Annotated in this window: 11 protein-coding genes; 5 read left to right on the forward strand and 6 right to left on the reverse strand. The window is 51.7% G+C overall.

Annotation, left to right across the window (positions count from 1 at the left end; translation table 11 throughout):
* Positions 1–111: 111 nt before the first annotated feature.
* The 3 genes from HH215_RS15070 to HH215_RS37035 are packed head-to-tail and all read left to right on the forward strand — an operon-like array spanning position 112 to position 4,197.
* Positions 112–1,155: a nucleotidyltransferase family protein gene (locus tag HH215_RS15070; protein WP_169280651.1), complete on the forward strand. Its 1,044-nt coding sequence runs from the start codon at positions 112–114 to the stop codon at positions 1,153–1,155.
* On the forward strand, positions 1,152–2,333 hold the full coding sequence (locus HH215_RS15075; RefSeq protein ID WP_169280652.1) for a glycosyltransferase family 4 protein: 1,182 nt from the start codon (positions 1,152–1,154) through the stop codon (positions 2,331–2,333). The genes HH215_RS15070 and HH215_RS15075 overlap by 4 nt, the downstream gene beginning before the upstream one ends.
* The gene (locus tag HH215_RS37035) at positions 2,323–4,197 is read left to right on the forward strand and encodes a hypothetical protein (protein ID WP_510549637.1); all 1,875 of its coding nucleotides are present in this window, start codon (positions 2,323–2,325) and stop codon (positions 4,195–4,197) included. The genes HH215_RS15075 and HH215_RS37035 overlap by 11 nt, the downstream gene beginning before the upstream one ends.
* A 415-nt stretch (positions 4,198–4,612) precedes the next feature.
* Here HH215_RS37035 and HH215_RS15085 read toward each other — a convergent pair whose 3' ends face one another.
* From HH215_RS15085 to HH215_RS15095, 3 genes are all read right to left on the reverse strand, one after another.
* Positions 4,613–5,458, reverse strand: coding sequence for an RluA family pseudouridine synthase (locus tag HH215_RS15085; RefSeq protein WP_254450495.1), 846 nt, complete (start codon positions 5,456–5,458; stop codon positions 4,613–4,615).
* The gene (locus tag HH215_RS15090; RefSeq protein WP_169280654.1) at positions 5,431–5,772 is read right to left on the reverse strand and encodes a hypothetical protein; all 342 of its coding nucleotides are present in this window, start codon (positions 5,770–5,772) and stop codon (positions 5,431–5,433) included. Before HH215_RS15090 ends, HH215_RS15085 begins: the two co-directional genes overlap by 28 nt.
* A 63-nt stretch (positions 5,773–5,835) precedes the next feature.
* Positions 5,836–6,021, reverse strand: a complete 186-nt coding sequence (locus HH215_RS15095) for a hypothetical protein (protein WP_169280655.1) — start codon at positions 6,019–6,021, stop codon at positions 5,836–5,838.
* 143 nt (positions 6,022–6,164) lie between these two features.
* Between HH215_RS15095 and HH215_RS15100 the strand changes: the two genes are divergently transcribed.
* Together HH215_RS15100 and HH215_RS15105 are read left to right on the forward strand one after the other, a co-directional pair.
* Entirely contained in the window at positions 6,165–6,668 is a 504-nt protein-coding gene (locus tag HH215_RS15100) for a hypothetical protein (RefSeq protein ID WP_169280656.1), read from the forward strand.
* 94 nt (positions 6,669–6,762) lie between these two features.
* Positions 6,763–7,944, forward strand: coding sequence for an IS256 family transposase (locus HH215_RS15105; protein ID WP_169280657.1), 1,182 nt, complete (start codon positions 6,763–6,765; stop codon positions 7,942–7,944).
* A 383-nt stretch (positions 7,945–8,327) separates the two neighbouring features.
* Here HH215_RS15105 and HH215_RS15110 read toward each other — a convergent pair whose 3' ends face one another.
* The 3 genes from HH215_RS15110 to HH215_RS15120 all read right to left on the reverse strand — a co-directional run bounded on the left by HH215_RS15110 (position 8,328) and on the right by HH215_RS15120 (position 14,089).
* A complete protein-coding gene (locus HH215_RS15110) occupies positions 8,328–10,370 on the reverse strand; it encodes a hypothetical protein (RefSeq protein ID WP_169280658.1) in 2,043 nt (680 codons plus the stop codon).
* A 123-nt stretch (positions 10,371–10,493) separates the two neighbouring features.
* The gene (locus HH215_RS15115) at positions 10,494–13,541 is read right to left on the reverse strand and encodes a cyclic nucleotide-binding domain-containing protein (RefSeq protein ID WP_169280659.1); all 3,048 of its coding nucleotides are present in this window, start codon (positions 13,539–13,541) and stop codon (positions 10,494–10,496) included.
* Between the two features lie 50 nt (positions 13,542–13,591).
* Positions 13,592–14,089, reverse strand: a complete 498-nt coding sequence (locus HH215_RS15120; protein ID WP_169280660.1) for a GNAT family N-acetyltransferase — start codon at positions 14,087–14,089, stop codon at positions 13,592–13,594.
* Positions 14,090–14,096 lie beyond the last annotated feature (7 nt).

A 14,096-nucleotide genomic window follows, 5' to 3' on the forward strand; every position in this document is an offset into this window, starting at 1 on the left:
GGAAGCGTCGTTTTTTTTTCACGGAGGTGATTGAACCTTGAAAGATTGCGTTTAATGGTAGTGAGTTGACCCTACGGGGAATACATCAATTAAACGGAGGTTGATCCTATCATGAAAGCATTATTTCTTGCTGGCGGTTTAGGAACCAGATTGCGCCCTTTAACGGAACATCTTCCGAAGCCGATGGCCCTGGTGGGTAATCGCCCTTGGTTAGAGCACCTTCTCCTGCATTACAAAGACCAAGGAATACTTGAATTCGTCATCGCCGTTAAACATTATCGCGAGTTAATCGAAAGCCATCTCGGGGACGGCTCCAAATACGGCGTTCGGATCGATTATTCGGTGGAGAAGGAATTGCTAGGAACGGCCGGCGCGATCAAGAACGCGGAGCATCTGTTATCCGAGCGATTTATCGTTGTCAACGCGGATATTATCCATCAGGTCGATCTGGCTTCGGCCCTTCGTTTCCATGAAAGCCATGGCGGTCTGGCAACCATCTGCCTGACGGAAGTAGACGATCCTTCGCATTACGGAGTCGTCGAGCAAACCGAAATCGGGCAAATCGTCCGTTTTATCGAAAAACCGAAAAAAGAAGAAGCACCGTCAAATCGGATCAATGCCGGCATATACATTATGGAACGGAGCGCGCTCGACTTGGTCCCTTCCGGACGATCGGTATCCATCGAGAAAGAAACGTTCCCGCTCTTGATCGAGAACGGCAGCGGAGTGTACGGTCATCCCCTCGGCGGATACTGGATGGACATGGGAACCAAAGAACGGTATCGCCAGCTTCACTGGGATCTGCTCGATCGGCGTTTCCCGGTCGGAATCAAAGGCAAAGAAATGGAGGATAGAAGCATCTGGCTAGGCGACAATGTCCGGATCGGTCAAGGCGTATTGTTCGTGCCTCCGGTGATGATCGGGGATGACGTTACGATCGGAGATCGGGCGATTATCGGGCCCTATGCCGTCGTTGGCAACGGCAGCCGTATCGGCAATCAGGTACGTTTAGCCAACTCCATCTTATGGGATCGTTGTAAAGTTCGCGCTGGAGCTCAATTGAACGAATGTATTTTCGGATCCGGCATGCAGGTTGGTCCCCATATTTTACACGAAGCCGTATGCAATCGTAACTTGGAGGTGCAACGCCGATGAACAACCGTCTTCCTCAGATCGCTTATGTGAGTACTTATATTCCCAAAAAATGCGGACTTGCCACCTACACGCACCATTTACGCGAAGCGATCAATCATGCCAAAGGAAATCGCCCGCTAGATCCGGTCGTGACCATGTGCAATTCGGAAGAAATCGCGGACTATCGGGAGCCGTGGATGTTCCCTCTCGTTAAACAAGAGCAAGACGAATATCGAAGAGTAGCCGATGCGATCAATCAAAGCAACGTGGACGTCGTTTCTCTCCAGCATGAATTCGGAATTTTCGGCGGTGAAGCCGGCTCTCATGTTCTCGACTTTCTGCGACGCGTGAAAAAACCGGTCGTGACGACCTTTCATACCGTTTTCGAAAACCCTGTTGCTCCCTATGCGAACTTGCAAAAAGAAATCGCGCAATGGAGCGATCATCTTCTCGTCATGAACCGCAAAGCAAGCGGCTATTTACAGGCTAACTTCGATATCTCTCCCGAGAAAATCACTTTTATTCCGCATGGGACTCCCGTTCCCAACCGGGCTAACCGCTTGTACGCCAGACAAGAGGCGGGATGGGTTAATCGCAAAGTTCTGTTTACTTTCGGTCTGCTTGGACGCAGCAAAGGCATCGAATTGATTCTGCGCGCGATGGCTTCCGCCGTTCATGCCGTCCCGGAATTGCTGTACGTCATCGCCGGTCAGACTCACCCGGAAGTTCGCAAGCATGAAGGAGAAAACTATCGCGAAGAATTAATCTCGTTAATCAAGGAACTGGGATTGGAGCATCATGTGCAATGGATCAACCGGTATGTGCCGGAAGACCAACTGACGGATCTGATTTCCGCATGCGATCTGTATGTCACTCCTTATCCGGGGATGGGGCAAATTACAAGCGGAACGTTGGCTTATGCCGCGGGATTGGGAAGACCGATTCTCTCTACCCCTTACGAATATGCCAAAGATTTGGTACAAGGGTACGGAGAAATGCTCCTTCCGTTCGGCGACGTCGAAGCTTGGAGCTCCAAGCTCATCGAAGTGTTTACTTATCCCGGCAGGTTGGAAAACTGGGAACGGGTCATATCGGATATCGGGCGAAGCATGCACTGGCCTCATGTAGGGGCGCAGCATTTGCGGTTATTCCAGCAAGTGATTGCGGAACAACGGGATAAGATTGCCTATGTCGGTTAGTGGCAGGATCAGCAGTCCATCGGCGCAACCTTCTTTCGCCCATTTGCGCCGATTGACGGACGACACGGGTTTGCTCGAGCATGCTCTCGGGCGTATCCCGCGACGTCGGGAAGGCTACACGACGGACGACAACGCGAGAGCGTTGTGGACGGTAACGGAATGGCTATCTATCGGGAATGATCGACCGGGGTCGGCGGATCGTAACGAGCCCGGGGATAATCAACTGCGAGCAGAGGATCGGATTGAGCTTGGGAATAATCAACAGCGGACGGCGGATCAGAACGAGCTCGGGGATAATCAACTACGAGCAGAGGATCGGATCGAGCTTGGGAATAATCAACAGCGGACGGCGGATCAGAACGAGCTCGGGGATAATCAACTACGAGCAGAGGATCGGATCGAGCTTGGGAATAATCAACAGCGGACGGCGGATCAGAACGAGCTCGGGGATAATCAACTACGAGCAGAGGATCGGATCGAGCTTAACCGGTTGGCCGACATTTATATGGCGTTCATGCTTTGGGCGCAAAATGAAAACGGTTGGTGGCTCAATAATTTCTCCTACGATCGTTCGTTAGAACCGGAGGAGATTTCCCACGATTGCCAAGGCCGCTCGATATGGGCGTGCTCGGACGCTTGGATTCGTCTCTCCGGTCCGGCCCGGGAAACGGCCCGTGTTATCGTGGAACGAGCGGTTCCTACGATGGGCAAGATCGATTCCTTGCGCGGCCAGGCTTTCGTCATGGCGACTTGCGCTCATTTGCTCGAAGCATCCAAGAACGGATTGATCGATCTACCTCTTGATGTTCGGGAAGAGCTTAAGCATCATTTAAGCCGACTGGAGCTGCTTCTTAACCGTGCTTTCAGAGACTTCTCCGATGGCGATTGGCGTTGGTTCGAACCCGCGATGACTTATAGCAACGGTGTGCTCCCTTGGGCAATGCTACGTGCGTACCGCTACACGCGTCGCCCCGAAACCTACGCAACGGGGAAAGAAAGCCTATCTTTCCTGCTCGAAGTCATGACCGTCGAGGAAGGGTGGTTACGACCGATCGGGAACGAAAAATGGTGTACTTCGGACTCAGGATCGGTGAGCCGATGGGATCAACAGCCGCTGGAAATGTTTAAGCTTGCGCTTGCTTTGGAAGAAGCCGCGAAGGCCGATCGAATTGCGCAAAGAGATCGCAGCGAGCGGTTGGTTGGGAGTGAGCAGCTTGTCGGCAGTGATAGGGTGGTCGGCAGTGAACGGTTAGTCGGCAGTGAGCGGATGGTCGGAAGTGAACGGTTAGTTGGCAGTGAGCGGATGGTCGGCAGTGAGCGGTTAGTCGGCAGTGAGCGGTTAGTCGGCAGTGAACGGTTAGTCGGCAGTGAGAGGGTGGTCGGAAGTGAACGGTTAGTCGGCAGTGAGCGGATGGTCGGGAGTGAGCGGTTAGTCGGCAGTGAGCGGATGGTCGGGAGTGAGCGGTTAGTCGGCAGTGAGCGGATGGTCGGCAGTGAGCGGTTAGTCGGCAGTGCCCGCGGTCCGCGGTCAGGCGATCTTAGGATAGGCGATTTTAGGGCTGGCGATGTTAGCGTAGGCGATCTTGGTGGCCGGAGAGACGACGGTTTACCGAGGAGAACCCGTTCCGATCTTCACGGTACTTTAGGTCAACCGAGTTCCGATTCACAATCTCATTATGACGCGCTTCTCCACTTATGCAGGGAATGGTATTACGGCGCGAATGACCTCCACGTCCCCGTCGCCGATCCGCAAGACGGAAGCTGCTGCGACGGACTTACTCCGTACGGCCCTAACATCAACTGCGGAGCCGAAGCGACGATCTCCTACTTAATGACGGAAGCGCTATGTAGGCGGACTAACTAGCAAAAACCTTTCATGATAAGGCGCTATCGGCGCGAAATCATGAAAGGTTTTTTTGTTGAATTGGATAAGCCGGCTAGGCAGGCTTATTTCCGGGTTTGGCGCCATTTTCGGAGATTTAAGCCGGCTGGGCAGGCTTATTTCCGGGTTCGGCGCCGTTTTCCGGGATTTAAGCCGGCTGGGCAGGCTTATTTCCGGGTTCGGCGCCGTTTTCCGGGATTTAAGCCGGCTGGGCAGGCTTATTTCCGGGTTCGGCGCCGTTTCTGAGGATTTAAGCCGGCTGAGCAGGCTTATTTCCGAGTTTGGCGCCATTTCTGGGGATTTAAGCCGGCTGGGCAGGCTTATTTCCGGGTTCGGCGCCGTTTTCGGGGATTTAAGCCGGCTGGGCAGGCTTATTTCCAGGTTCGGCGCCGTCGAGTTAATGGCCGCGCAGCTTATTCAGCGCTTGATTAAAATCGTCGGGCAAAGGCGCGGTAACTTGCTGCTTCTCGCCCGTCCATGGATGATTCCAAATGAGTCGCTCGCCGTGCAAGGCTTGTCGGGAAATCACGCCGCGGGATCCTCCATACATTCCGTCTCCCGCAAGCGGATGATTGATCGACGAAAGATGAACCCTGATTTGATGCGTACGTCCCGTTTCTAATCGGAGTCGGACAAGCGAATGATCCGCCAAACGCTCCATCACCTCGAAATGGGTTACCGCCGGATCTCCAGTGTCGCTAACTCGGCGACGCGTGGAGTGATGGCGGTCCTGTCCGATCGGTTTGTCGATCTTGCCTTTGTTACCTTCTACGTAACCTTCGGCCAGCGCGACGTAGATGCGTTCGATGGTTTTCTCGCGCATCGCCTTATCGTATTGATAGTGAGCAAACTCGTTCTTGGCGTATAATACCGGCCCCGTCGTATCCTTGTCTATCCGATGAACATGACGGATTCTTACGTCTTGGCCGGACATCTCGTAGTAGGCAGCAACGGCGTGGGCAAGAGTCTTTCGTTGCCCTTTCTCGCTCGGATGTACCTCGATGCCTGCCGGTTTATTGACGATTAGAGTAAACTCATCCTCATATAAAATATTAAGCTCCATCCAGTCGGAAGGAAAATCCCGATTTTCCCTTGGGAACAAATGAAGTCTCAAATTCGGCCCCTGTAAAAGACAGCCTTTCGTTTGCAGTAATTTGGATATCATCTTAGGAGGCAGCGGTAGCACCCGGCTTATGATCGACATTGGAGCACCGATCAGGTTGTCAGGTAAACGGATTTCCATCCATTCACCTTTAATTCTGCCCATACCGAGAACGGGCTGACTTCCTCCACCCTCGCTTCGACCGCCGCGATTCCCCGCTGTGCCGGCGACATTTCCGTTCCCAGCGAGATTTGCTCCACGCGCGAGGGGCGATCTATTCGAATCAACCCGGCTCCTGCCCCTAGGCTTACTTCCAAGCGAACCGCCGCGATTCGAAGTTTCCGGTCTAGGACTCCGTTCATTTCGGTCATTTCGTTCATTACGATCATTGCGTCCACCTTGCGGGCTTCGTTCGCTAAATCTTCTAGAAGATCCCGCGCTTGAGCCAGCCCCATATCGCGACTCTGTTCTCGCCCCTGATCCGGATCTCGATCCTGGTTCCGACCTCGAACCTGATCCTAACTTCGAGCTTGTTCCGGACTTTGATTCTGCTCCCAGCCCCGATCCTGTTCCGGACCTCGAACCTGTTCCCGATCTCGAACCGTTGCCCGAACTCGCGTTCCCGCGATCCGCACGGCCCCTTCGCTCATTACCGCCGCCCGATTGCTTTTGTCCACCGTGCTGTCGATTCCGCCCCGCTCCACTCATCCCTCTAATTCCTCCGATTCCATTCCAACACCGCTATCCACTTAAGAACACATTACAACTCTATTGCCTCATCCGACGCTCCATCTGCCACTGCACAACCTAATAGAGCCGCCGGACTGCGATCCACGTTAGCAAGGCTTTGCCGACCAATATACGTGAATGCCCGTTCAAAGTCAACTTTTCGTGCGCTTTTCTACAGCGCAATCGTACTAGAAATCACCTAGTAGACAGCGTTGAACAAGGTTCGACTTTATCTAACTCGGGGAGGGGAACTCCGTCCAATAACGGTGCTCAGCACCGCTATTTCGCTACGAGAATCGGTTTCCTGTCCAATAACGGTGCTCAGCACCGCTATTTCACTCCGGAAGCCGAATTCCTGTCCGTTAACGGTGCTCAGCACCGCTATTTCACTCCAGGAGCCGGTTTCCTGTCCAATAACGGTGCTCAGCACCGCTATTTTGCTACGAGAATCGGTTTCCTGTCCGATAACGGTGCTCAGCACCGCTATTTCGCTCCGGAAGCCGAATTCCTGTCCAATAACGGTGCTCAGCACCGCTATTTCGCTCCGGGAGCCGAATTCCTGTCCAATAACGGTGCTCAGCACCGCTATTTCACTGCGGGAGCCGAATTCCTGATGATGTAAAGTAGTCTGTGTACCAACATTTGGAGCCTTAACAGGCAACAAAAAAGTAGGGTATCCTCGGGATTACGACATCACCAAGAAGGAGCCCTACTCGATGACTACTATATCCGAAAATGCGTACGACAATCTACTTGAAAATGCTGTAAAAAAGCTGTTGCAGGAGAAACTAGAACTGCTCATGCGTGAAGAAATTAAGAACTACATGCTTAACGAGCAACAGGATCAGCGAAACAGTCGTAATGGTCACTACAAGCGTACGTTCCAAACCCGTTACGGAACCATAAACGAACTCCAAGTTCCTCGCGACCGTAAAGGGACTTTTCAAACACGTTTGTTCCAACCCTACCAACGTAGGGAAGGCTGGCTGGAAGAGGCCATCATTCATATGTACAAAGGCGGAATGAGCACACGCGAAGTTGCCAAGTTCATCGAGAGCATGTTCGGTACTCAGTATTCTCCGACCACCATCAGTAACATTACTCAGACGGTTATGGAGGACATCGAACAGTGGCAGAAGCGCCCGCTAGAGAAACGCTACTCCGTTATCTATTTGGACGGCCTCTATGTTAAGCTCAAACGTAATACAGTCAGTAGCGAGGCTGTTTACTTGGTCATGGGTATCGACGAGAAAGGGATACGTCAAATTCTAGGATTTTACGTCGGTGGCCAAGAGAGTTCTAACGTTTGGAAAGAGGTCTTAATTGACTTAAAGAACCGCGGAGCAACCGAAGTACTAGTTGGCGTTTTTGACGGACTACCTGGACTTGAGGAAGCTTTTCGAGCAGTGTATCCTCAAGCCGATGTGCAGCATTGTATCGTCCATAAAGTGAGAAGTACCTTTCCAAAAATTCGAGTCAACGATAAAACCGAGTTTCTCGAAGATTTGAAGGGTGTATACACGGCATTCGATGGCGATGTAGCTTTGGCGGTCTTCGATGGGTTCAAAGCCAAATGGAGCAAGCAATATCCGAAGGAAGTGAAGTCGTGGGAGGAACAACTCCCGACGTTACTGACCTTCTACAAGTTCCCAGCACTCACACGACCTGCGATTTACACTTCGAACCCCATTGAACGGACGAACAAAGAGTTACGCAAGCGCCTGAAGCCAATGAATAGTCTAACTAACATTGAAGCAGCAGAGAAAATCATCTACCTCCAATCCCTAGACTACAATGAGAAATGGTGCGGAAGAGCAATTCGAGGCTTTGTAGACCCGGACACCAAAGCAGCATTTGAGAAGATGTACACTGAGAAATATTCAAGACAAAGGACATAAAGCGGTAGCTCCCGCGCCTTCGCTTGAGCTACGCGCCTCAAGTCACACGACCTTAAACAAATTGATTTTTTCTATCCATCGTCCCGATGGAAAAACCTACTACACAGACTACTTGACGCTACCGAATTCCTGTCCACTAACGGTGCTCAGCACCGCTATTTCACTCCGGAAGCCGAATTCCTGTCCGATAACGGTGCTCAGCACCGCTATTTCACTCAGGGAGCCGGTTTCCGGTCCAATAACGGTGCTCAGCGCCGCTATTTCGCTCCGGGAGCCGAATTCCTGTCCAATAACGGCGCTCGGCACTCGATAAAATCGCGGCCTAAATGCGACTTAACCGCCATTAGCATAACCGTTGCTGCAAGCCTCCCCCAACTCCCAACTTACTTCTCAATAGGGACGTAGAACACCCTTTGCAGCTCTTTACCTACGAAATAGAAAACCTTCATATGATCTTTCGAAGGATACACCAATATTTCGCCGCTGCCCGATTTGATTGATTTTGCGGCTCCGTATGCTTGGATAACGGAATTAAATTTGTCTTCATAGTTCTGTAACCCTTTCATTGTCGCCGAGGGGTACAAACCGTTGTCGATGCTTATTAGCTTGCCGTCCTTAAACGTAAAATAGAGCTCGTTGTAAATCCCGTACGTCGCATAACCCTCCGTTTTGGCACCCGTTACCCGCTCCACTTGATTGCCGCCGATGCTGCGATAGAAAGCTTGGTTGTTGACTCGTACAGCTTCGGGATATGTGGCTAGAAACTGCTCTTGGTTCATGCGGTTGCTATATAGGAAAAGTTGTCTTTTACCGTTCTCCCCTGGCAATCCATGATCGAAGGCGGCCACGATTCCGAAGCCGGCCGTCAGTTCGTTGACTGGAGCGTAAACAAGACCGTTCAGCGAGATTAAAGCGTCGGACTTGAGCTTGATGCTCTCCGCTCCGTTGCTTAAAGTTACTATGCCTCTCGATTCCGTCATCCTAGCTTTAACGGCCTCGGCGAAATCCGAGACTCCAACATACCATTGCCCATCGGCTGCCAGGAATGGCCCTTGTTCCTCGAAGCTTACCGGTTTGCCGTCCAAGATAAGCCGAGGAGGCGTTTCGGGAGATAGCAGGTCGGCGAACGAACCGGAGTTCTTGCTTACTTTCCAGCGTTCTGCATAGTCTGACGCCAACGTGAATTTCCCCGAAGATAAGTTCAAGTATCCATCTTTCGAGCCTTTGTAATCAAAGAAATAGACACCGACCATTTCGTCTCCATATTTCCAATAAAACGTATGATAGAAATTGTTGCTCCCGAAAATCGGCAGCTTTCGAAGAGTTTTGCCTGTCGCGGCATCTACGATCGTCGTACTGTAATCTACCGTTTTACTCCGCTTGTTCCGATTTAGCGGAACCTCCGTCACGATGACGTACTTGTTATTAGGAGAGAAAGCGGCTGTCGCATCCATGCCTGTCTGGCTAATTGAAGTGAAGCTTTTGCCATTATTGGTGGAATATCCGACGAACCACTGCTTTTTCTTGGAGTCGTAGTATTTGGCATACAGCAAGACGCCAACCTTCTTTTCCCATTCCCTGGACGCCTGATTTTTGTTGAAAACAAGCTCCTTGCTCTTGCCATCCTTAAATAGTTCCAATGTACGTTCGATGTAATACATGTTCCCGAGTTTTGAATAAAACTTATCGGAGCCCGGTTCGACTTTCGTCTGCGTAAGTTCAATGACGATCAACGCGCCCGGTGCCGGAGCACGGTTGTAACGGTTCATTATCGCATTCTCGGAACCTTCTCCGTTGACAGAATGAACCTTCTTCACCAGCTTATTCGTGGCTATCGAATAGATATGAAACCGATCGGTACCCACCTGATCGTTGTAATAGTCCTTCTTGTAGATTGAATACCCTCCGAACGAAGGATAGAAGTCGATGAAGCGGTCGGGTGCTTCTTTAACTAACTTTATTTGTTTCGTTGCGACATCGAACTCATATAAACGGGACACGATTTTCATAAAACCGATTGAGGAAGAAGAAGCTTTTACAGAGTAACAATCGGCCCAATAAACTTTGTCTCCTTTAGACGTTTGAACCCAGTGGACATTATTTTTCTTGAATCCGCAATTGTCGCTAAGCTCTCCCTTGGCTGGAGCCTCCAACGCAAACTCCGGAAAAGAATACTTATCAACCGTAATATTGCCATTCGAGAAATCTCCGGAAGTAATCGTGGCTCTCGGAATCCATTGCTTAGAGTCGGTACGGCTATCGTAATCGAAAGAAATATCCGTCCGGACGTTCGCCTTTCCTTCCGCGTTCAAAGTGCCTGAACCGATCGTAAGTCCTAGCCCCATGCTCGCGAAAAGCACAACCATACACAGTATCGCATTGGAGAACCCTTTCGCTGCCTTAACATTAGCGTATAATCTATTCATCGTAAGCTCTCCCCTGTTGAACATCAGTTAGTCGATTGGATAGATTCGCTCTCGCTGAATCCGCCCGCCGCCGTGCCGATCATGGCCATCTCCCCCGTTGCCACCGAACCAGAACGCGCCTTCTTAAGAATCAATCTTCATCATCATCTCTTCCAGCAGACGAATACGCGCTAAGGATGCCCGCAGTAGACCGATGCCGATCTCGGGGTAAAGGCGTACAAGACGGGTAACGTCTTCGCGTTGCAAGGCCAAGACGCGAATGTCCCCGAAGAAAGCTTGGGCCGTGACCGAGGAAGGAGATTCGTCCAAGGCGGACGTCGCTCCGCACACCTCGCCTGCGCCAAGCACGCCTAGCGTACCTTCCCAACCTGCGGCGGATATACTCGTTAACTCTACGTTTCCTTCGATAATAACGTACATAGCCGGGTTCCCCTCGCCGCGCTTCAGAAGGAAATATCCGTCCGGGAATTTCTCCTCCGTAGCCGCTCCCGCGATTAAGCCCAACTCCTCCAGCGACAGATCGGCGAAGAACGGTACTTTTTTGAGGAATACGACCTTATTTAATCTTCCTAAAATCCCCTGCTCCTCTTGCATACCCGTCCCCTTCTCTCCGCGTCGCAGCTCCGTGGCCATTTCTTTCCACCAGTCATCCGAGGTTTCAGCGGACTTATTCACTGCCTCCCGTGCCGATTCTATCGTTAGACCTGCCGTTCTATCGTTATCCGCCAGCAATACCGCCGCGAATTTCTGCGATAACTTCCGCTCCCCTAAGCCTTCCGCAAGCACTTCCAAGCCGCCGCTTTGCGTCTCCTCGTCCGGATCGGCCAGCGCCCTGCGAATGGCGGCAACAACCTGTTCATCCGTTAATCGCTCCATAAGCGCCCACACGCCAGCATAGATCGTGGATTCCAAATCGCACTGTCTCATCTCCGCAAGTTCGGCAAGATCCGGTCTCCCGAGTTTGCGATATGCTTCGGGAAGCAGTGCCGTTGCCGCTATGTTGCCAAGTTTATCCGTCGCATGCTCCGCAAGCCAGCCTTTCGCTTCTTCATCGGACAATAGCTGCGACAATGCCGTTACGGCCGCTCTCCATACTTGAGGCGATGCATCGGGCAGCATGCTCTTCAGACTATCCGCGACGCCTACGCCCATATCGACCAAAGCTTGCGTCGTCACCCGGAGAAGCTCTTGATCTGCCGTAGGTAATCGTTCGATTAACAACGGCACTACCTTCAATCTTTTCAGAGCTCCTAAGCTTGCCGTCGCAGCCACCCTAACCGCCGGATGCGGATCCGCTAACAGCTTCTCGACATCGGGAGAGAACCGATCCAGATTCAACTCCGCAACGACCCGGCACACGTGGATCGCGGGTTCCCCGCCATCCTTCAACAACTGCTCGATCACTTCGTAACACGCTTCGTAGCTTTGCGCGCTTTCCAGCAAGTACATCGCTTTGACGGCTTCGGCCACGACCATCGGCGAGCTATCCAGCAGCTTCATCCGCAAGAAGAAGAAAGCCTGCGAGGATAAATGCTTCATCTGGGCAAGCTTGCCGACGACTTCCTTGCGGACTTCCGGTTCAGGGTCCTCCAGCAGAGAAGCCACCTTTACCATCGCGTTCAAATCCGCGTCCGATAGATCGATCGCCTTCAGCGAGGCAATCTTGACTCTGACGCTCTCGTCGTTAATCTTCTCAAGCAACTCCGGCAAATACCGCTTATCTTTACTGCGTCCAAGAATGTTTATCGCTATCTCTCTGGCTTCCTCGCTCTCGTGCTGCAGCATCGCTTGAACGGCGCCCATCGTACGCGCGTTGCGATAGAAGCCTTTGTACGATTCGGCTAATTCCAAATCAACCGCTAACCCCAATGTCTGAACGCTTTGAACCAATTCCTTCATATATAATTGCCGGACGATCCACGTCAGCGCGAACAAACCGATGGCGCCGACCGTTCCGATCGCCGCCAAAGCCGGGAACCCCCAGCCGAGCCCCGTGTGCAGAAATTGAAGGCCGGCTCCAAGCAAAATACCCATGAAGGTCGCGATACCTTGAGCGACATATCGAAATCCGTCCCTCTGTTGCAGGGGAAGCATTTTGTAAAACAATTGGTACGATGGCTCGGCAGAATAGTAGATTAGCAAATAGGTCAGCATGTAACCGCCCGATACGGCTAACATCACGATCGGAGAACCGATTAACAACCATACCAACGCGAAAGATAAAACGTATACCCCCGATATCGCCGTCAGCATGCTGCTTGCTCCCAGCAACGCCATCAGGCGCCCGGATACGAGTTGAAGCAAGAATGCCAAAGTGAATAACAACGTGGTCACGATGCCGAAAATCCGCCCGAAATCGGCTTCGTCGGGATAGGCGACATGCGCCGTATTCAGGAAAACGAACTCCATTAAGAAATACAAGGCGGGCATAATCGTCATCATGCCTAACACGCCGAGCAGGAACGGCGACTTGAGCGTCCTGCGGAAATAATCCATCGAAGTAAGTGATTCGGCTTCCTGCGCGGAATCCCCCGAACCTTTCAACGTTAATGGAACCAAATAGACCGCTATCACTTTCCGATATTTAACCGAAGCGATCAATAAGAAGACCGGGCCTAACGCGTAAACCCAATCCGGCCCTAACAAAGGGCTCACGATCTGCGTAATTATCCCCGCCGCGACTCCACCCAACGTTGCCGCCGCCACGAACATCGGCATAAGACGTTTGGCTTGCTGCGTAGGACATAAATCTACCGCAAGGCTCCATAACAATATGGTTTGCTGCCTAACGACAAAACTCGAGGAAAGAAAAAGAAAGGGATAATAAAACCGGAAGTCCTCCCCGGTCACTCTCATCCCCAGCAATATGATTGCATTCAATAAGACGATTCCCGTCATGATGGCATACATCGCCCGCATGAGATCCGGCTTCGATAACCTGCCGGCAAGCCAAGTCATGAACCACGCTTCCAGCGGCAAAATGACAGCTTCGGCAATATACACGTAAGGCAAGTTGGCGCTGCCGAACCGTTGGTTGAACAGGGTCATGAATCCGTTGTAGTTAAGCGTCTCGGCGATGCCACACAGTAGGAAAACCGGCACCATCAGCCATAGCTTGCGCCGGTCTTCGGCTTTAATGCCAAGCCGGCGCGACCATCGTTGTAAGTCCATGGATTCTCTCTTTCTTTTTCCCGGTATGAATGGAAGGGGATCAAGCGCGACTAGGAAATTTTCCGCCAATAGATGAGCCTGTCTTCTCCGTCGAAATAATAATCCGGACACGTCCCGATCAATTGAAATTGATTCCGTTCGAATAATCTCCGTACCGTCTTGTATTCAGGCAAACTGCACGTATAAGTTAATATATATCGGGCTGACACTTGCCGCAGAAAATCGATCATCCGCTCCAGCAAAGCGGCCGCGATTCCCCATCTGCGATAAGCTCGATGAACGACGACGTAATCCCAGCTGTAGCCTCCGGTTTTCTGATCGTTCTCGGCGGCGCAGCTCGCCCCGATAATCTCGTCGTCTTCGTTCGTTACGTACCAGAACATCACTTGCCCGCTTATCGCACGGTAAGGCAAGCTGCGTAATTGCTCTTCTTCTCCGGGCGTGTACCTTGTATCGTCGAAGGAGTTCGAAGAGAAGAAGAAGTCTACGATCCTTGACGCCTGCTCCTCCGTTTCCAGACGATGGATGACGAATGTTCCGGTTATCATGACTTAT

The organism is Cohnella herbarum (assembly GCF_012849095.1).
Classification (GTDB): domain Bacteria; phylum Bacillota; class Bacilli; order Paenibacillales; family Paenibacillaceae; genus Cohnella; species Cohnella herbarum.

Coding starts and splice junctions, on each gene's coding strand:
- HH215_RS15070 (WP_169280651.1), top strand. CDS start 112: ATGAAAGCATTATTTCTTGCTGGCGGTTTAGGAACCAGATTGCGCCCT.
- HH215_RS15075 (WP_169280652.1), top strand. CDS start 1,152: ATGAACAACCGTCTTCCTCAGATCGCTTATGTGAGTACTTATATTCCC.
- HH215_RS37035 (WP_510549637.1), top strand. CDS start 2,323: ATGTCGGTTAGTGGCAGGATCAGCAGTCCATCGGCGCAACCTTCTTTC.
- HH215_RS15085 (WP_254450495.1), bottom strand. CDS start 5,458: ATGGAAATCCGTTTACCTGACAACCTGATCGGTGCTCCAATGTCGATC.
- HH215_RS15090 (WP_169280654.1), bottom strand. CDS start 5,772: ATGGGGCTGGCTCAAGCGCGGGATCTTCTAGAAGATTTAGCGAACGAA.
- HH215_RS15105 (WP_169280657.1), top strand. CDS start 6,763: ATGACTACTATATCCGAAAATGCGTACGACAATCTACTTGAAAATGCT.
- HH215_RS15110 (WP_169280658.1), bottom strand. CDS start 10,370: ATGAATAGATTATACGCTAATGTTAAGGCAGCGAAAGGGTTCTCCAAT.
- HH215_RS15115 (WP_169280659.1), bottom strand. CDS start 13,541: ATGGACTTACAACGATGGTCGCGCCGGCTTGGCATTAAAGCCGAAGAC.
- HH215_RS15120 (WP_169280660.1), bottom strand. CDS start 14,089: ATGATAACCGGAACATTCGTCATCCATCGTCTGGAAACGGAGGAGCAG.